Raw genomic sequence first — 19625 nt, 5'->3', positions numbered from 1 at the left:
TACAAAGAATCGCTATTACACGGTAAATAATTTAGGGGTTGGCAAGTGGTACATTTTTAATTGCCATTTGCTACATTTCTTACTTGCCAAAAACATGAAAAAGTGGTGAATGGGATGAAGGAGAGCACAAGGGCAAATGAAACGATGACCACAAGGATGCTTTTTTGTGCCCCGATCGAATCGGAGAGAATCCCCCCGAATGCTCCGCCGCTTACCGCCGCTATTCCAAATAACAAATAGCATAAACTGATCCAACCGGAATCAAGCTGAAGCACCGTTTCCAGAAAGGGCGTAAAGTACGCATAAAGCGTATAGTGTCCAGCCAGCATAAACATAGTTGCCAAATGTGCACTGCCGATTTTTAAGCTGCCCACTGCCTTTATTTGTTGGGAAAGCGGAAGCGTGTTTTCCCCGGCAACTCGCGGCAACAAGATGGAAATCAGTATGAACGAACCTATCGATAAAATTGCAATCCCCAGAAAAAGAATGCGCCAGCCGAATTTATCCGATAGTAAAATTCCCAGCGGCACGCCCATGACCAGTGATGAACTGATGCCCATATAAATGAGACCGAGAGCTTTTGCCCGGTGTGCCGGTGAAACGATTTTGGCAGCGATGGTTAAAGACAGGACAACGATCAGTGCTGTACTCATGGCAGTTAAAATCCGCGCAGCCATCATAAAGGTGAAATTCGGACTGAAACAGGTCATCATATTGCCAATGAAAAAGATCAACAAGGAGAGAAGATATAACTTTTTGCGCTCGATTTTGCTGGTGATAACGAGCAGCACAGGACCGGACACAGCATAAACCAGGGCGAAAACGGTGATTAATTGTCCAGCGGAGCTCAAGGAGATGTTCAAGTCGATGGCGATAGCTGGAAGGATTCCGCCAATAATTAATTCAACGAGTCCAACGGCAACAGTTGATAATGCTAGAATAAAAACTTTTCCATTCATATCTTGGTTATATCCTTTCTTGCGAAAATAAAAAATCCTGATTACAAAAAATGAATGTGTCATTTTCTGTAATCAGGATTTTATGGTTCCTGGTAGAGACCCTCAAGCCATATTCTGAGGTTATACAGGTATTATTTATTTTTTTAAAAGGGAAGCGCTTTGAACAGTGTACTAGCTATCAACGCATTTTTCAAGTGTTGAATTTCGAGGTCCCTGTTCGGGGATGACATCACCGCCAGGCAGGACATGGGCCGTGAGAATCCAAGCAAAATACTACCGAGATTCCATACCGAATTCACACTCTTTTAACACAGGATAGGTAAACTATTGAGTATCCTTAATAAAGTGGGTGCAACAAAATGTCCAGTCAGATAAATACTGATTTATTGGCAAAAATTGAGACGAGTACCCTTTGCTTATATTTTAAGTATTTAAACAACAGAAGAAAACGAGAAATCTTTTATTATAAGAGATTGAAGGAATTACGAAACATCATGAAGCAGAATGCGCTGGATACATACTTCCAGCCTATTATTCAATTAGACTCAGGAGACACGATCGGGTATGAAGCGTTGAATCGTCCTGCCATAACGGATTTATTTCCAAATACAGAATCCTTTTATGAATTTGTCGGGAAATCGAACCAGGTGTTTTTGTTTGAATGTTTTTGCAGGAATCTTTCGCTTAAACGTTTTAAAGATCGATTGCATCGCAATGAGCACCCCAAAAATACGCTGCTTTTTCTTAATATCCACCCGCATGTTTTACTTGATTCCCATTATCAAAGTGGGGAAACTCTTCAAATTTTAACTGAACTCGGGATCAAACCAAGCCAGGTTGTTTTTGAGTTGACAGAGAAAAGTGCTGTGACAGATTTTACACTGTTTGAAAAGGTCCTTTCCAATTACCGTTCACAAGGATTTCGCATTGCGATCGATGATGTCGGATCTGGTTACAATAGTCTCAAAAGTTTGGTGTATTTAAAACCGGAATTTATAAAACTGGATAGGTCGCTTATTCAAAATATAGATAAAAATTTAGAACAGCAGCAGTTGGTCAAATTAATCATAGATTATGCGAAGCGGTCTTCTTCGGAAACAATTGCCGAAGGAATCGAAAGGAAGGAAGAGTTCGACTTTGTACGTCAACAAGGAGTACACTATGGTCAAGGATACGCGATAGGCAAACCGCAAGAGGAATTAAGATTAGGAAGGATTCCGCACGTTTGCTGCGAATCATGACAAGCAATAATCTTCTATATTCTAAACGAATGTTATCAGTAGAAGGTGGAAAATATGACAGCGTATATTGGGGATATTATCGAACCAGTACCCTGTGTTTCTCAAAATGTAGTAAGTAAAGCGGTGCATGAGATTTTTAGTGAGAATACGAAGATACAGGGAATAGTTGTCGTAAATCAAGAATTACCCACTTCTCTTATAACGAGAACGAGCTTTTACCAAAAAATAGGGACGCAATATGGTTATAATCTTTTTATGGGCAGGTCGATTGATCTGGTCGTAAAAAAAGAGCCGCTCATCGTTGATTACTTCCAATCCATAACAGAAGTCAGCAAATTGGCAATGGAAAGGGAGGAAGACGACAGGTATGATTATGTAATTGTGACCAAGGAAAATAAATATATTGGTATTGTCAGCATTCAACGATTACTCATGAAGTTGGTTGAAGTTCAGGTAGAATTCGCCAGCTTTTTGAATCCGCTTACCAGACTGCCGGGAAACCACATGATTGATGAAAAATTGCAAGAAATCATCCAACAGGAGCGATTTAGCATTCTATATTTCGATTTGGACAATTTTAAAGCTTATAACGATACATACGGTTTTAAAAAAGGCGATGATCTTCTTCAAGCGACCGCGGAATTACTTAAGAGAACGTTGGTTAAAGAAGGCGCTTTCTTAGGGCATATTGGCGGCGATGATTTTATTGCGGTTCTGAATCACTCTTGTTTTTTATCAATCTGCAATGAAATCATCAAAGATTTTGACGAGATGATTAGAGATTTTTACCACCCCGACCATCAATCACAACAATTTGTGGTAGCAGAAAATCGACAGGGTATTAAAGAAAAGATACCCCTTGTATCCTTATCGATCGCTATTGTCACGAATCAGGACCGCTCCTTTAACAATGTGGAGGAACTGGGGGAATATGCGGCGGTCGTTAAAAAACATTGTAAAAAGGTGAGCGGAAGTTGTTTTTTTGTAAATATATAACTTTCACCGAAACCGTCTTTTGTATAATGGGTTTTATCGACAAACTGTACTCCAGCGTTGCAGACGACCGCATATAAAGGGGGAAAATTCATTTGTGTGAACTGGCTGAACTTCTTACAGATTCCAAAGAGGAAAGATCAAGCTCCAAGGACGTTATGTTGCGATGATTCGTTTCTGCGATTAATGAGTTTACTACTTGATTGGCTTTCGCTGCGTTCGGCAAGCAAGGACAATACAAACATTTTTGTCATACTTGGCAATTTGTTCTGCACATTCATATCCCAATCCCGAGTTTCCGCCTGTAATAATAACCGTCTGTCGATGTGATCTCATATCTTCGACACGCTCCTTTGGCTATAGCCAGCCATGATGTGGTGGTACTCAAATAGCAATGGATGTTGACATCGTCAACTTACAGCGACTATACTGGCGCTCTGTTGACACTGTCAACATCTGTGTATAAAATATGGGCAAGACAAATCGATGTTACCCGAGGTTAGTATGAGCGATACAAGACAAAAGCTGATTCACATCACCGGACAAATGATAGCGCAAAAAGGCATAGACGCGGTCAGTATGCGCGAGCTTGGAAAAGAAATGAATCTATCTCGAAGCGCCATGTACAGACATTTTCGAAACAAGGAGGATTTGCTGGCGGCGGTTGTAGCTGAAAACTTTAAGGTGCTACATAGCAATATGCGCCAGCTGCCGGGTAACGTAAGCGATCCCCGTCAACGATTGAACACCATTCTCCGGACGTATTTTGAATTTGGTATAAATAACTATGAACATTACCGGTTGATGTTTCAAAAGCAGTGGGATAAAGCGCAATACCCCGACATTTATGCATCTGCCATTGTGGTTTACGAACTTGTAGAAAGTTGCCTGAAACAGGCAGGAAATACCCGTAAATCACCGAATCAATCAACCGCCATCATGTTCGCTTTCATGCATGGTCTGGTTGAATTACATGCTGCTGATCATTCCGAAGCTGAAAAAGGACTGAATGAGCCAATCGAGCTTATCGAGTCGTTTCTGGATATGGTATTTGTTTAGAGAAGGAACGCCCGTGCGCAAGCGGCTGTGAGCGAGGCATTTTTAATTGAACAGCCACTGGGCGATCAGGACCGTCGGCACGGGTGAAAGGGCTCTTGCTGCAACTAAGATGGGTTTACAAACATACGAGGCCATCCCGCAAAAGGATGGCCCTTGAATTAGCGTTACAGATAACCTGTTATAATTGGATTTCTTTGATGAAACCGAGCCTGAAGCGACGACAACGTTGTTCCCGATTGTTACCCCGGGGTTAATGATTGAACCACCGCCGATCCATACATTGTTGCCAATCGTCACCGGTTTTCCGTATTGCAATCCTGTATTTCGCTCGTATGGATTTAGCGGGTGCGTAGCAGTATAGATGTGCACCCCTGGCCCAAGCATACAATTATCTCCAATGGTTACTTTACAAACATCCAAAATGACACAGTCAAAATTGGCAAAAAAGTTCTCACCCACATGTATGTTATAGCCATAATCAAATCGGATATTTGGTTGAATTACAATTCTTTCTCCCGTGGAACCGAGAATCGCTTTTAATATCGTTGTTCGCTTGTGAAATTCTGTTTCTAAACTTTCATTGTAAATTTTCAACTGAAGTCTGACCTGGACACGATCTCTCCCTAATTGAGGATCTCGAGGATCATACATTTCTCCAGCCAACATTTTTTCTTTTTCCGTTCTCATAAGAGCCCCCTGTTCTACTACGATACAGATTCACTGAGATTCTTAGTTGTGACCGTCACTTTACACAGGATGTTATTGGGGAGTCAGCAACCGACCGAGTGGAGAATATTTACCCGCTTAGCGAAGACAATTCCTTAAACAAAAGCGAAAAGGTATAATAATTTAAGCTGTTTTACGTCTGCTGCAAAATGAGCTCTTCGCATAGGGAATACGTTTATATTAAAATATCGGCGAAATTTGTGAATTCCATAAGAAAAATGAATGAATCATTGCTCGGCACCCAAGTAACCGATAAAGATAATACAGTGTTTTTTATTAGATCGGAGGAACGGCGGATGGATTTGATGACCGAGGTACAAAACAGATTGTCCGAGGCTTATGAAGGAAGAAGGCTGTGGATAGCATTAACGGAAAAACTGAAGTTTGGAAATCGCGATTATGTTATTGTAATGCCTTCTCTCGATGCAAAACTTAATTATGTTTCGCTTCTTTATCTGGATCAATTTGCGGCAAATAAAAAGGCGGAGAAAATCTATTTGGTGACGTTAGATGAAAAAGTAAAAAAAGCGTATCCGCTGTTCACCAATCGGCTGGAAGGCTGTATCGACCTGTCGGAAGACGAGCTGAACAGTCTGATTAAATTTTACTCTCTCTATATGTTTACCGATAAGCTGGTGATTATGTCGTTTGCCAGACCACAAGGGAGAACGGGTGAAAACTTGATTGGCAAGAAAGGAATTACCTTGGAAGAATTGGTCAGCTTGGGTCTCTATCAAAACGAGGAATTTGTGAAAGAAGAACGGAAATTTTATTCTGGAACAGATCCCGATGTGGCAGCTTTTTTTCAAAGCGCTTTAGGCGTATCCGAAAGTTGGTCACAGGGAGAGGGTCGAACAATGCAGGATCATCGTTACGATGGGGCAGATATTCCGAGGTGTATGAAATAACATGAACAGTTGGAAAACACTCAAACAAAACCTTGATACTCTTGTGCACAATAAGTTGTTGGACAAGAAATATATTATTCTGTTTGGCGCGAACAAGACTGCGGAAGTCATGGTAAATCATCTTGCCCGGAAGGGTGTTGCTATTGGTGGAATTATTGACAACAATAAGCGGATGCACGGCAAAGATTTTCTTAATACAGTGATCTCCTTCCCGGAAGAGTTGTTGGGCGCTTTTCGAGATGATGCCGCAGTGCTAATTGCATCGATGTATTACCATGAAATGAAATTGCAACTGGAGAGCATGGGGTATACCGAAGGCAAACATATCTTTCAAGTGATGGATATGAATCATCATGATGTAAACTTCGACTTGTCGGAAGAGGCCTTCAAAAAAGCGGAAGAAAAAGTGCGGAAAGGATATGAGATTTACCAAAAGATCATCGACAGGTACGGCGAAGTATCCTTTTTTATGTGTCCGAAAAAACCGAACGGGGATGTCTACATCCTTTGCTCCTATTTAAAAACGTATTTGAATAAACCAGACAAGCTTGATTTGCAACAAAAGCCAATTTTATTAACGGTGATCGGAAAATCTGCCGCCAGCACCGCCAGCATGTTTGATATCGACTATGTAGAAGCATTATCTTTGGAGGATAGCGACAACCTTGCTGCTTTTGCCAAACTGTTTCCGGAAAAGGTAATAACACTTCATCCGTATTTTCCGCATTTTCATTTTTACAGTTATGTAGATGGCTATAAAGGATTAAACTTTATTGATGAGTTTAAATACGGCCTGTTTGGGTTAGATGAAAACGATAAACCGTATAAACCAAACATCGTAAACCGAGCAGAAGAGTTGCATAAATTGTTTCAGGAAAACCGATTAGAGCCTGGCAACACCGTCATTTTGGCGCCTTATGTAAATAGTCTCGCCCAAATTGACTGGCGTTTTTGGGAGGTTTTGGCAGAAGAGTTGCAAAAGGAAAAGTATGTCGTTTGTACAAACTGTACTAGGGAAGAGACGCCGATCAAAGGAACGATCCCCTTATACTTTGAGTTTCGCGATGCGATCGCAGTAACAGAAAAAGCGGGATATGTCGTGTCATATAGGAGCGGCTTTTGTGAAATTATCGCCAACAGCTCCTGCAAAAAAGTAGTCGTGTATCCGGACGTCATGAAGCGGTTTTCTCATGTAATGCAATTTTTCGGAATGGATGAAGAGATCTACCGAACAGAAAACTTGATTGAAGTGGGGAACACATTTGGCGCGGTAGACGAATTGGTGGAATATGTGATGAACCATTTCAGAAGACGGTAACTGTTTTGTTTACAAACGGAGAGCGGACTTCCATCCGCTCTTTTTTTATGATTTTCCCAACAATCCCGCTTTTTTTCAGTCACAGTCAATCAGGATGCCGAGATGCGAAAAAAGCGCTTACAAAAGACGTCTGTCCCAAGTAAGCGCTCTTATCAAACTTACCTTTTTTCGATTTCATTCAGTAACTGGGCAAGGTTTGGATCATCGAGATAGTTTTCGATGGTAATCACTCTTTTATCAGGATGAGCAAGTCTCGCTCTGTCTGACAAATCTTTATGCACTACGATAACGTCGGTATCTTTAGGGACATCTTCTATACGGAAGTGCTTCACTTCAATTCCTTCTATGGCTTTTTTCTGCAGCCTTTTTCGGAACGTTGTCGCCCCGAGTGCGCTGCTGCCAGCTCCCGCATCGCAGGCAAATGACACTTTTGCCAGTTTGTCAGAATGGAGGGGATGAATGGATGCTTGCATCACTTGTTTTCCTTCCGCCTTCATGGTTTGTGCTTTTTCAACTGAGGCGGTGAATTCCTCTTCGTTATCAGGCTGTTTGCTGAGCTTCAAAATAATCGAAGTAACGATAAAAGATACGGCGGTAGCGACGGCAACTCCCAAAATAATACCTATAAAATTTCCTTTTGGGGTTAAGGCAAGGTAGGCAAAGATGGAGCCAGGGCTTGGTCCGGCTACCAGACCTACATCAAAAAGGCGGAAAATCGTAATTCCTGACATGCCTCCGGCGATCATCGCCAAAATAGTTACGGGTTTCATCAGTACATAAGGAAAATACAACTCATGGATTCCACCGAAAAAGTGAATAATGATCGCTCCGGGAGCTGTGCGCCGCGCAATTTTGTTTCCAAACAAGGTATAAGCTAACAATAAACCAAGACCTGGTCCAGGATTAGAGGCTACCATAAAATAAATGGACTTGCCGGCATTTAGCGTTTCCTGCATTCCCAACGGATAATAAATTCCTTGGTCAATGACGTTATTCAAGAAAAGCACTTTGGCTGGTTCATTGATCAACGATAATAGCGGTAAGAAGCCCGTATCGACAAGTGCTCGAATCGCCGACGTTACAAAATTGTTCGCTGATTCGATAACGGGACCGATAAAATAGAACGAGAAAACCATTAAGAAGAAGCCCAAAATCCCAATGGAGAAGTTGTTGACGATCATTTCGAAACCCGCAGGAACCTTGTTTTCCAGCATCTTGTCGAACTTCTTGATCACCCATCCGCCCAAGGGGCCAATAATCATCGCTCCCAGGAACATGGGGATTTCAGATCCGACGATCAGTCCGATCGCGCCGATTGCCCCCATTACTGCACCTCTTTGTCCGGCAACCATCCTTCCTCCCGTGATGGCCAAAAGCAAAGGCAGCAAATAGGTAATGGCAGGGCTAACGATTTTGGCCAGATTTTCATTGGGAATCCAGCCTGTCGGAATAAAGAGCGCTGTCAGGATGCCCCACGCAATAAACGCTCCAATATTCGGCAAAACCATATTGGTAAGAAAGCCTCCAAAAGCTTGGATACGAGCCCGAGTGGATGGGGATTTCGCATGAGCGACATTCGTAACATTGGCCATAGACAATCCATCCTTTGCTTGATAATTTCGTTTTTCAGTCAAACGGTAACCTACTCCTCAACCTGCTGAATGAGCTGAATCAGTTCTTGTTCCTGCAGGGCATGGTGTAATTTGTCCATGATCTCTTCATCAATCAGCAAGGATGATAAGTCGGAGATCAGTTCCAAATGCTCAGAGCTGTCAACAGCGGCCAAAACAAACAGGATGTTCACTTCTTTATGGTCCGGGTAAACTACGGGATGCTGCAATTTTAGAAAGGAGATGCCGGTTTTGATCACCCCCCCTTCATTTCTGGCATGAGGCATGGCAATCCCCGGTGCGATCACGATGTAGGGGCCGTTGGTGTTTACATTTTGAATCATTTCCTCGATATATTGTGCGGTAATAAACCCTTTTTCCAAAAGAGGTTGAGCTGCGGCTTGGATCGACTCCTCCCAAGAGGACACACGCTCCAGAAAAGTCGTATTTCCTTGCAAATAGCTGCTGAGCATGGTGATTCTCCTTTCTATCTTCCTCAAATGAGAGCGAGGATTTCCTGGCGATTGGCAAGTTTCAAGCGTAAGTAGTCAGCCGTGATCGACTCGAGCAATGGTTGTTCGGTCAAATATGAAAACTGGATGAGCGCCTGTGTAACACCATTGTCACGGATATATCGCTGCAGAATCAATGACTCTTCATCAACCGGGTAATCAAATAACAAAGCGGCGGCGATGGCAAGCGTTAAATTTTTTACAGGATAGCCAAGATGATAGAGTGCCCTTGTTGGTTTCACCAACCGTTCATCAAAACCGAGCTTGCGGATGGGCGATCTGCCTACACGGGTGACTGCGTCATGTAAATGTTTGTTTTGAAAGCGCTTTAAAAATTGATTAATATATTCGCCGAGTTCTTCCGGCTTCATGGCAAATTGATGAATGAGGTAATGTTTTGCCTCTTCCAAAGTATTCTTGACAAACTTCTCAATTTGCGGATGCGCCAAAGCGCTTTGGATCGTTTCTTCCCCGACAAGAGAGCCAAGATAGGCTGTTGCGGCATGGCCCATATTGACAAGGTACAGTTTACGCTCCAAATAAGGTTGCAAATCTTCTACATAGATGGCGTCTTTGATCTTGGGAAGATCGGTATTGACCATTCCGGACTGTTCGATGATCCATTCGTAAAACGGTTCGACCAGGGGAATTTCTCCGTCAGCTGTTTTTTTAGATAAAGCCTGCCGGTCGATCGCCGAGTTCGGAAAACCTGCAATAGTGAGAATCTCGGCCATCTCGTGAGGGGACAGGCATTTCTCCATTTCCTGTTTTAACAAGGATGAAGCCCGGATCGCATTTTCGTTGGCAATCACATCAATTTTTCTTTTGTTCTTGTCTGCCCTTTTTCTTAAACCCTTTGCCAAAATCGGGGCAATCTTGGACAAATGCTGAACACCGACTGATGTAGTAATGATATCGGCATATACGATGGCATCGATTACGTTTTCTTCTTCTGAGCTGTGTAAGGCGGTAATGGAAGAAATGGTCTCAACCGTGTGCTCATCGTCCAGTAGTTCAATTTGATATTCTTGTTCCTGATTTAGCTTGCCAACAACCTGTTGATTGATGTCTACGAAGCAGACTTCAAAACCGGAACGCTGCAAGAGATAACCGATCAGGCCCCTTCCGATATTGCCAGCACCAAAATGAAGTGCTTTCATTTTGTTTGTCCCCTCTACTCGAGATTTGCGTGGTATTGCCAGAGCGAAGTCATCTCGATGTTTTGCTCACGAATCATCATCAGGGCGACTGTATCGCCGAGCAATAAAAGACTTTGCTCAAACAAACTCGTCATCGGCTGTTTGGATCGAATCTCATCGGGGAGCTGCAGTTTCGTACTGACCGGAATTTTAATAAACAAGTCGGAAAAATCCCTCATGGAGCTTTGCGGATTTGCTCCGATATGCACTACCCTCGCCCGATACTGCTTTGCCTTTTTGGCAATAATTAAGGGGAAAGCCGATTCTCCGCTGCCGGAACCTACGATTAACAAGTCTTTCTCTGTGATGGCCGGTTCCGTAATTTGCCCAACTACATACGTTTTCACCCCGAGATGGGCCAGCCTTTTGGCAATCGCTTGCAACGATAACATGACTCTGCCGACTCCGACAAAAAACACTTTCTCTGCTTGTTGAATCTCACGAAGTAACTGGTCGACGTCTTCGCTCTTTATCTTGTTTAATGACGCGGACAGTTCCATTGTAATTTCTTTTGCCACATCATAATAATTCACCATGAACTATGCCCTCCTCTCCTAACCCTGCCAAAATGTAACGGTCCATCAGCGTCTTGTTTTCTGTCAGACTGTGGCCCGGCCGAAATAGACTCGTGGAACCGGCAACCAATATTTCCGCTCCTGCTCTTACAAGGTCGGGGATCGATTCGAATGAAACCCTGCCATCCACTTCGATCCTTGTGTGCAACTTCAACTGTTGAATAAGCCGGTACAAGTCCCCTACCTTTTTTGCGGCATAGGATACTTGTTTTTCGTTTTTATCCGTCGCGAATCCCGGATTGATCAGCATGAGCAGCACCGTATCACATTCGGGTAAACAATAATCCAATACGGACAGAGGAGTTGCCGGATTTAGAGCGACCCCAACACCGATGCCGTGTTTTTTTATAAGTTGAATATGGCGATCGATATGCGTGCTTGATTCCTGATGGAAAGAAATATGTTGCACACCGATCTTGATCATCTCCTGAATGAAAAACTCATTTTCTTTTGCCATGATGTGAACATCAAAATTCATCTCGGTGGCCTTGCGCAATTGTTTGACAGTATCGATGCCCAACGGCATGCTGGGGCTAAAGTAACCGTCGATGAGATCAATGTGCAGCGTGTCCACCCCTGCTTGTTCCAGTTCCTTCACACTTTTCTCCAGATTGCATAAATCGGCACACATGATGGAAGGTGCAATCGTTATTTTTCTTTCGTGCATGTTTATGCCCCTTTTCGCTTGTATTTGCCTTTTTCTGAATTATAAGTCGCATCCAGGCAGAAGTAAAGCATGTTTTTGCGTTTTTTTACTTGTGTTTGCATGTTTCGCTTGGATATGACAGCAAGTATGATAAAATAGGCATGGAAGGATACTCATATGTCAAGGAGCATGACGATGTTAAAAGAGGAACGCCAACAACTCATTTTGCAGATTTTAAATGATGAGCATAAAGTAATTGCCAGCGATTTAAGCAAACGTTTAGCCGTATCCGAGGATACGATTCGCAGAGATTTAAAGGAATTGGACAGTCTTGGTTTAATTAAAAGGGTACACAGCGGCGCTTTAAGAAAAGGACCGCCTGTTGTTGATTTTTCTACACGTCAAACGATTTCGAACGAAACAAAAATGGCATTGGCCAATAAGGCATTGGAATTCATCAAGGATGAGATGGTAGTGTTGATTGATGGCGGGACAACCAATTTGCATTTGGCCCAACAATTGCCTTTATCGCTAAAAGCGACCGTTATCACGAATTGTCCGCATATTGCCATTTCACTCAACAATCACAAAGATGTGGAGGTGATCATGTTGGGGGGCACGCTCTTTAAAGAGTCCATGGTCAACTTGGGAATTGACACGGTTGAGGCTTTAAATACGATGCGTGCCGATTTGTACATCATGGGGATTTACAAAATTGACGCACAAATCGGCATTAGTGTCCCGAGTTTGTCAGAAGCTTTGGTCAAAAGGAAAATGGTCAATATCTCTACCGAAATATTGGCCATGGTGACATCTGACAAAATTAATACAGTCTCCAATCACATTGTGTGCCCAACGAATCAATTAACGTATTTGGTCACAGAACAACTCAATCCGGACATAAAAGCCATGTATGCGAACCAGGGAATTCAGGTAATAGATGAATAGCGGCATCCGAGCGGGTAATAGTCGAAAGGCATTTCCAGAAAAAAAGCTTTTTAGAAGGATGCCGTCCGCTAACCCTCTCCCTTTGCAATCAGTTGCGCCGCACGGTGAGCCTTGCGCCCAGCTGTATAAAAGATCAGACTGACCAGTGAGATGAGCGCCATCGTCAGAAACATCGGCTGGCCGCCATAAGCGGATAAGATCATGCCGCCTGCCCACGGGCCAAGAAAATTGCCCAATTCGTTAAAGCCTTGTGCCCCATAGTAGGTCCCTCTCATGCCCGGTGGAGTGATTTGGTCAATTTGTGCATATTCAGCGGGAACCACTAAAATTTCGCCTAGAGTAAAAATGATCATAAAGAGGATGAAACTGAACCAACTGTTGGAAAAGGCGAATCCCACTTCACCACAGGCGAACAACAGACTGCCGGCAACGATCCGCTGAAACAATGTGTACCGTTCCGACCACTTTGTGATGAACACTTGTGTCAAAAGGACAGTTATTCCGTTGATGCTCATCAACAATCCAAACAGTTCGATCCCGCTTTCCATTCCTTTGGCCAGGTATTGCGACAGCGTGACGGACATTTGCCCAAACACGGTTGTAAGCAAGACGCTTCCCAGAATAAAGAGAAGCAGCGCCTTGTCGTTGCGGACGACCTGACAAGCTCCAAACAGCGAAACCTTTTCCGTATCGGCAGATTTTGCTTCCTTCACCTGATATTTCCTGAACAAGCAGATCAACACGACGGCGTATAGAAAGTAGAGGATTCCTGTTGCCAAAAATGTCGTGACACTCCCCGCTATTCCCAGAAAGGCACCGGTCATCGGCCCGATGGAAAAACCCAAGTTAACCGCTACATATCGGGTGGAAAATAACCGGTAACGTTTGTGCTGCGGGGTCAGATCACCCATCAGCGCTTTGGAAATCGTTCCAAAAAACGACGAGCCCAATCCCTGCAAAATACTCAACAGCAACAGTCCAACAGGATTCACGACCTCAGTCAGAGCGACAAACACAAAGCCCAATGCGGACAGTGCCAGGATCATAAAATTTTTTCTGCCAAATAAATCAGAGAGTGTTCCGCCGATAAATCCCCCAAACATGGCGGTTAAAGGTCCAGCACCGAGAATGATGCCAATGGTGACTGCATCCAGATGAAGCGAACTTGCCAAATAAACGGCCAGAAAAGGCACGGCCATCGAGCTTGCCAATGAAACGAGAACTGTGCCCAACAAGAGAAAATAAACAAACGGATGGTACTGTTTAAAATTGTTGTTCATCCCCAGCCTCCAACAGATTGGTCAGTGCTTGCGTAAATTTGCCGATGATTTGATCCCTTACGCTGTAATAGGAAACCGTGGAGCTGTCCACAAAGTGGGCACAAATCATTCCCGACCGGCGCAAGATCCCCAGATGATGGTGGACGGTACTCTTCGCCAGCTTCATCTGTTGATGAATTTCGATCAATGTTTTTGGCCCTTTGGCCAGCAGTTTGAGGATGTTGACCCGTCTTTCGTCGGACAGACTTTGCGCCAAGCTGACCATCGATGGAGTGGCCGGCTCCGGACTAAGCGGATATAAACAACTGACCACTCCGCGAAAAAAATCGATGACCAGGGAAGGTTTGCAATGGTATTGGGGGACGAGGATCACTTCCCGGACATTTTCGGTAGGATCAATCATATAACCGTTGGTGGCGATTTTCACCAGATCGACGGGAGCGATCGTCTGCGATTGAAGCTGTTTCGCCGCAGCGTCTTCTCCGAGTTGGTTCAGGATGGCCGGGTCCATTTTTTGCAAGTAATGTTCATTCCATTCTGCTAACAGATATACACTGCGATCTCGCAGTTCGCCCAAATTGAGCGGGATGGAATGTACCCAAGGAGACAGGCGTTCATAAATCTCCCCTGGCGGCAGCTGCGCAAACCAGTGCAAAAAAGCGGCAGGAGAACTTTTGTCAGGGCATTGGTGAATGAGCAGGGCGATACGGTGAAGCACCTCCCACCGCTCGTCATCCAGTTCTTTGGCAAAATGAGCGGGCAGGTTCGCTCTTGTTTCCAAGACCCAGTCTGCGGGCAAATCGATGGATTTCAGATGTTTATGATGGACATAAGTATAAAAACTGACGATTAGTTCATAGGCGGGAGAGTATTCAATATTAATTGAATAAGACATATCCGTTCGATCTCCTTCGAATATACTGTATATTCGAAGTTGATTATAGAAGGTTTGGTTGTTGCTGTCAATTTTTTACTCCGGTCTTGCCAACTGTTTCCCTGGAGGACACAATTGTATTTGCCAGGGAAACATACTACAATACAAGTAATTGAAAATTAAAGAAAGATTAAAAAGTCATAACAAATCATTCGAACCTGTGGGGATAGAAGAAGTGTAAGTGAGTTACCCTTCTGGCGGAAATTCGTTTCACTTTGGGGAGAAATTGTACACATGACAACGAGTAATGGTAGAAAGGAAGAGGAACGAAAGTGGAAAACAGGGAACTAGAGAGAAGCCTGAAAGCGCGGCATATTCAGATGATCGCGTTGGGCGGAACAATTGGCGTGGGGTTGTTCATGGGATCAGCCAGCACGATTAAATGGACGGGGCCATCGGTCATGCTGGCATATGCAATCGTCGGAATTTTTATCTTCTTCATTATGCGTGCAATGGGGGAAATGTTGTACCTCGAGCCGAGCGCCGGTTCCTTTGCGAACTTTGGCCATAAATATATTCATCCGTTGGCCGGTTATGTGACGGCATGGAGCAACTGGTTTCAGTGGGTGGTCGTCGGGATGTCGGAGATTGTTGCCGTGGGAACGTATATGCAGTACTGGTTTCCCGATCTGCCCGCCTGGGTACCGGGATTGATCGCTATGGTAATTCTCGGTGCGGCGAACTTATTTTCTGTCAAGTCATTTGGCGAATTTGAATTTTGGTTTTCCATGATCAAAATTGTGACGATCGTGTTGATGATAATCGCCGGATTCGGGCTGATTTTCTTTGGCATTGGCAACGGCGGAACAGCGATTGGCCTATCCAATCTTTGGGAACACGGGGGCTTCTTCACCGGTGGCTGGACAGGTTTCTTCTTTGCGTTGTCACTCGTAATCGGGGCTTATCAAGGCGTGGAGCTGATCGGGATTACAGCGGGCGAGGCAGAGAACCCTCGCAAAACGTTAACCAGCGCCATTCAAAGCATTATTTGGCGGATTTTAATTTTCTATATCGGAGCGATTTTCGTTATTGTCACGGTTTACCCGTGGGACCAATTGCAAGATATCGGCAGTCCCTTCGTGGCTACTTTTGCAAAACTGGGGATTACGATCGCAGCCGGTTTGATTAATTTTGTCATCATCACTGCCGCCTTGTCCGGATGCAATAGCGGTATTTACAGCGCAGGTCGGATGCTTTATACATTAGGCGTGAACGGTCAAGGGCCAAAAGTTTTTACGAAACTGTCGCGCAATGGCGTACCTTTTTTGGGGACGATTGGCGTGATTGTCGGATTGTTTATTGGGGTTATCCTCAGTTATTTGGCACCGGAAAATTTGTTTGTGTATGTATACAGTGCCAGCGTTCTGCCCGGCATGGTTCCGTGGTTTGTCATCCTGCTTAGCCAGATTCGCTTCCGCAAGGCAAATGCCGCAAACATGGGAAATCATCCATTCAAAATGCCGTTTGCACCAGTGACCAACTATCTGACCATCGCGTTTTTGCTGATGGTATTAATCGGGATGTGGTTTAACGATGAGACCCGCGTCTCATTGGTTGCGGGAATTGTCTTTTTGGGAATTGTCGTGATCAGCTATTTCGCATTTGGAGTTGGCAAGGCTGTTCCCGTCGGTTCTTCAATAGATACAGACGAGCACTAAAATAAACTTTGTCATAGGGGCATTACCAGCGGCTGTTCCTTCATGGGACATGTCATGGTAATGCCCTTTTTACATTTGCACATCTTTAATGCAATCGTTTTCATTTTATTGTGCAAAACGGTGTATTAATCTCAATTTTCAACCTCTTTATACTAAATAACAGAAATAAAAGGAGAAGGATAAAGGGGGAACAGGGATTGAGTGACTCTTGGCTTGAATTAGAAGGGAAAGTGGCAATCGTTACGGGCGGTGCTTCTGGCATTGGACTGCAAATTGCCAAGCAATTCGTTAAAAATGGAGCGAAAGTGGTTGTCTCCGACCTGAATGGTACGGAGGGGCAACAAGCGGACGGCATTTATTTTATCAAGTGTGATGTTACCAAAAAAGACAGTGTCGATCGGATGATTGCGCAAACCGTTGCACAATTTGGCTCGATTGATATTCTCGTCAATAACGCCGGGGTAAATCTGCCTCGTCTATTGGTGGATGTAGCTGGTGAAAGACCGGAATACGAACTAAGCGAGAAAGATTTTGATTTTATGATAGCTGTGAATCAGAAAGGTCCGTATCTTTGTGCTCAGGCTGCCGCCAAAGAGATGGTCAAACAAAATAAAGGAGTCATTATCAACATTGCATCTGAAGCGGGCCAGGAAGGTTCGGCAGGCCAAAGCTGCTATTCGGCAACGAAGGGTGCCCTCATATCGTTCACGCGCTCGTGGGCGAAGGAATTGGGCAAATACAACATCCGTGTTGTGGCGGTAGCTCCCGGCATACTGGAGACCACCGGATTAAGAACGGCTGCTTATGAAGAGGCATTGGCTTATACACGCGGGGTGTCGGTGGCGGAATTAAATCAGGATTACAGCAAGTCGATTCCACTCGGGAGAGAAGGACAATTAAAAGAAGTGGGCGAGTTGGTTTCCTATCTTGCATCGGATCGTTCCAGCTATATTACAGGGACGACCATCAATATTTCTGGCGGAAAATCCCGCGGTTGATTGCCGCAACTGTTTACGGTCAGATAAGAGCGCCTTTGAATGGATGTTGAACAGGCCGGAAAATGAGACAAATTTTAAAAACAGGCAAATTCCGGTATCATTGATTACATTCATTTTAATGGAGAAGGTGGTGAAAACATGTCTGATTTCGGCATAGAGGATCGTGTCATGCAAATCATTGCGTTAATCAGAAAGAGAACATACTGTTCATTGGATTACTTGGCGGAGACACTTGGAGTAAGTACCCGATCGATTCGCAATTATATCAAACAGCTAAATAGTGACATGAAGGGAATCGCGGCGGTCGAAAATGAAAGAGGCAAAGGCTATCGGCTGGAGATTAAAAATGAACAGTTGTTTGAGAATTTGCTCGGAACCATTGATTCGCGCAACAACAGGCGGGATTCACCACAACGGCGGATTGCTTTTATCATCGACCGACTGATCAACAGCGAGGAAACGAATACGTTGGACGAACTGGCTTTTGCCATGAATATTGGCAGAACGACACTGGTGAATGAATTAAAGAATGCAGCGGTGGCTTTGGAAAGTTACAATTTATCAATTCGCGGCAAACAAAACAGCGGGATGTATTTAAGCGGCAGTGAACTCGATTTGCGATTCTTTATTCTTGACAACGTTTATGACTATATTTACAGTGGCTATCCTCTGGATGTTGATATAAAAGATGAAATCTTGCAGATTGCCACCCGTCACGATTTGGAGACATCGACCCAAGACAGGCTGATGCAGTCGGTTGTTGTCATGCTGGATCGTCTCGTCAAAAACCATCCGCTGACCAACGTGCATGAAAAATACAGGAAACTGCAGGATACAAAAGATTATCAAATCGCCTTGGACATCGTTGCTTCCATTGAAGGGAAACTTCCGATCAAAGTTCCGGAACCGGAAATCTTGTTTATTACGTTACCGATTGCCGGACGAAGAACGCCCACAAATAACCGGTCGATTGCTGATATCACGATAACCGAAGATGTAAAAACTCTATTGGAAAAGATTGTGGAACAGCTTGGTTTCGAGAAAGAGATTATTCGTGAAAATGAGCCGTTTTTCGAAGATTTGCAGCTTCATTTAACCTTTATGCTGAACCGGTTGATGTTTGAGATCCGGATCAAAAATCCATTGTTGTCGGATGTAAAGGAAAAATACCCCGTTGCCTTCAAAATGGCGGAAATCGCCGGGCAAGTCATTGAAAAAGAATACGGTTTAACCGTTTACGAAGACGAGCTTGGTTATATTGCCTTTTATTTCGGAGTTTTCATCGCTCAGAGTGAGGTAAAAGTAAAACGCTTGCAACAAGTTGCGGTGATTTGCGGCAAGGGAAGAGGTTCTGCCAAACTTGTTGCCATTCAACTCCAGCGCATATTGAATCCCAATACGAAGCTGGATCTGTTTTCCGAGACAGAAGTATCAAAGGAGCGATTGGAGCATTACGATATCGTCTTCTCAACGGTAAAGCTGCCGTTTGAATCGGATACGCCGACCATCATGATTAATGAGATTTTCGACGAAAATATCGTTTCGAAACAAATTGAAAAGGTTACCTATTTGCAAAAATTCAAGCTGAAAGATGAAGGCAATCATAATTCACTTGTTAAGTTATTAATCAACCAAGAGAAATTCTACTTGCTGGACTGCCGCAAAAGCTATCAAGAAAATGTTCTGGAAATGATAGACGACTTAATCAAAAAAGGCTATCTGGATGGCGGTTTTAAAGAACGGCTGCTGGAGAGAGAAGCGAAAGGATCAATGGTCTTTGACCGCTACATCGCTCTGCCGCATACGAGCAATACCGCGACCGATAAAATTGAATTGGCTCTGGGCGTGTTTCCAAGGGAGGTCCTGGCTGACGGGAAAGAAATCAAGCTGGTCTTCTTGCTGGGCATTCCGAGACAAACTGATTACGACGCAAGTCTTTTAATAAAAATTTACGACGAAATTATCAAGATTGCGACTGACGATCAGTTAGTAAACCGTTTGGCACGTTCAGCAAGCTATGAAGAATTGGCAAGCTGCCTTGAATATGCCAGCAGATCTTAA

The 19625-nt window shown here is 43.9% G+C and carries 17 protein-coding genes, 1 pseudogene and 1 riboswitch; of the genes and pseudogenes, 9 read left to right on the top strand and 9 right to left on the bottom strand.

Annotated features, from left to right (window positions below; genetic code table 11):
* Positions 1-95: 95 nt before the first annotated feature.
* Positions 96-959: pseudogene (locus tag JOD01_RS09835) on the bottom strand (MFS transporter); the annotation flags it as partial.
* Between the two features lie 49 nt (positions 960-1008).
* Positions 1009-1107, bottom strand: a riboswitch (purine riboswitch).
* A 211-nt stretch (positions 1108-1318) separates the two neighbouring features.
* On the opposite strand from JOD01_RS09835, the gene JOD01_RS09830 reads away from it, so the two are divergent.
* The 3 genes from JOD01_RS09830 (at position 1319) to JOD01_RS09820 (ending at position 4252) form a co-directional block, all read left to right on the top strand.
* Complete coding sequence (locus JOD01_RS09830) at positions 1319-2200, top strand: EAL domain-containing protein (protein ID WP_204518142.1); 882 nt, start codon at positions 1319-1321, stop codon at positions 2198-2200.
* Between the two features lie 54 nt (positions 2201-2254).
* Positions 2255-3196: a GGDEF domain-containing protein gene (locus JOD01_RS09825; protein WP_204518141.1), complete on the top strand. Its 942-nt coding sequence runs from the start codon at positions 2255-2257 to the stop codon at positions 3194-3196.
* 501 nt (positions 3197-3697) lie between these two features.
* Entirely contained in the window at positions 3698-4252 is a 555-nt protein-coding gene (locus tag JOD01_RS09820; protein WP_204518140.1) for a TetR/AcrR family transcriptional regulator, read from the top strand.
* Between the two features lie 42 nt (positions 4253-4294).
* Here the strand turns inward: JOD01_RS09820 and JOD01_RS09815 are convergent, their stop codons facing one another.
* Positions 4295-4939: a sugar O-acetyltransferase gene (locus JOD01_RS09815; protein ID WP_204518139.1), complete on the bottom strand. Its 645-nt coding sequence runs from the start codon at positions 4937-4939 to the stop codon at positions 4295-4297.
* A 335-nt stretch (positions 4940-5274) separates the two neighbouring features.
* On the opposite strand from JOD01_RS09815, the gene JOD01_RS09810 reads away from it, so the two are divergent.
* The gene (locus JOD01_RS09810; protein WP_204518138.1) at positions 5275-5886 is read left to right on the top strand and encodes a hypothetical protein; all 612 of its coding nucleotides are present in this window, start codon (positions 5275-5277) and stop codon (positions 5884-5886) included.
* A gap of 1 nt (position 5887) precedes the next feature.
* Complete coding sequence (locus tag JOD01_RS09805; RefSeq protein WP_204518137.1) at positions 5888-7204, top strand: hypothetical protein; 1317 nt, start codon at positions 5888-5890, stop codon at positions 7202-7204.
* A gap of 158 nt (positions 7205-7362) precedes the next feature.
* Here the strand turns inward: JOD01_RS09805 and JOD01_RS09800 are convergent, their stop codons facing one another.
* From JOD01_RS09800 to JOD01_RS09780, 5 genes are read right to left on the bottom strand one after another with little or no spacing between them, the layout of a single operon-like run.
* Positions 7363-8796, bottom strand: coding sequence for a PTS mannitol transporter subunit IIBC (locus JOD01_RS09800; protein ID WP_204518158.1), 1434 nt, complete (start codon positions 8794-8796; stop codon positions 7363-7365).
* 50 nt (positions 8797-8846) lie between these two features.
* Complete coding sequence (locus tag JOD01_RS09795) at positions 8847-9287, bottom strand: PTS sugar transporter subunit IIA (RefSeq protein ID WP_204518136.1); 441 nt, start codon at positions 9285-9287, stop codon at positions 8847-8849.
* 23 nt (positions 9288-9310) lie between these two features.
* Positions 9311-10486, bottom strand: coding sequence for a mannitol-1-phosphate 5-dehydrogenase (locus JOD01_RS09790; RefSeq protein WP_204518135.1), 1176 nt, complete (start codon positions 10484-10486; stop codon positions 9311-9313).
* Between the two features lie 14 nt (positions 10487-10500).
* Positions 10501-11061 carry a 6-phospho-3-hexuloisomerase gene (gene hxlB, locus JOD01_RS09785; RefSeq protein WP_204518134.1) on the bottom strand — a complete coding sequence of 187 codons (561 nt, stop codon included), beginning with the start codon at positions 11059-11061 and terminating at the stop codon, positions 10501-10503.
* Positions 11045-11767, bottom strand: a complete 723-nt coding sequence (locus JOD01_RS09780; protein ID WP_204518133.1) for a ribulose-phosphate 3-epimerase — start codon at positions 11765-11767, stop codon at positions 11045-11047. Before JOD01_RS09780 ends, hxlB begins: the two co-directional genes overlap by 17 nt.
* 174 nt (positions 11768-11941) lie before the next feature.
* Here JOD01_RS09780 and JOD01_RS09775 point away from each other — a divergent pair, with 174 nt between their 5' ends.
* On the top strand, positions 11942-12694 hold the full coding sequence (locus JOD01_RS09775) for a DeoR/GlpR family DNA-binding transcription regulator (protein ID WP_204518132.1): 753 nt from the start codon (positions 11942-11944) through the stop codon (positions 12692-12694).
* A 68-nt stretch (positions 12695-12762) separates the two neighbouring features.
* On the opposite strand, the gene JOD01_RS09770 is transcribed toward JOD01_RS09775, so the two are convergent.
* Both JOD01_RS09770 and JOD01_RS09765 read right to left on the bottom strand, forming a co-directional pair.
* The gene (locus JOD01_RS09770) at positions 12763-13974 is read right to left on the bottom strand and encodes an MDR family MFS transporter (protein WP_204518131.1); all 1212 of its coding nucleotides are present in this window, start codon (positions 13972-13974) and stop codon (positions 12763-12765) included.
* Positions 13958-14869 (bottom strand): ArsR/SmtB family transcription factor, encoded by a 912-nt coding sequence (locus tag JOD01_RS09765; RefSeq protein WP_204518130.1) that lies wholly within the window; start codon positions 14867-14869, stop codon positions 13958-13960. Before JOD01_RS09765 ends, JOD01_RS09770 begins: the two co-directional genes overlap by 17 nt.
* A 311-nt stretch (positions 14870-15180) precedes the next feature.
* Between JOD01_RS09765 and JOD01_RS09760 the strand changes: the two genes are divergently transcribed.
* The 3 genes from JOD01_RS09760 to JOD01_RS09750 all read left to right on the top strand — a co-directional run bounded on the left by JOD01_RS09760 (position 15181) and on the right by JOD01_RS09750 (position 19625).
* Positions 15181-16566, top strand: coding sequence for an amino acid permease (locus JOD01_RS09760; RefSeq protein ID WP_204518129.1), 1386 nt, complete (start codon positions 15181-15183; stop codon positions 16564-16566).
* Between the two features lie 197 nt (positions 16567-16763).
* Positions 16764-17564, top strand: coding sequence for an SDR family oxidoreductase (locus tag JOD01_RS09755; protein WP_204518128.1), 801 nt, complete (start codon positions 16764-16766; stop codon positions 17562-17564).
* A 138-nt stretch (positions 17565-17702) separates the two neighbouring features.
* On the top strand, positions 17703-19625 hold the full coding sequence (locus JOD01_RS09750; protein ID WP_204518127.1) for a BglG family transcription antiterminator: 1923 nt from the start codon (positions 17703-17705) through the stop codon (positions 19623-19625).

This window comes from Brevibacillus fulvus, from assembly GCF_016908525.1.
Taxonomy (GTDB): domain Bacteria; phylum Bacillota; class Bacilli; order Brevibacillales; family Brevibacillaceae; genus Brevibacillus_G; species Brevibacillus_G fulvus.
This window is presented reverse-complemented; position numbering and strand designations above follow the sequence as displayed.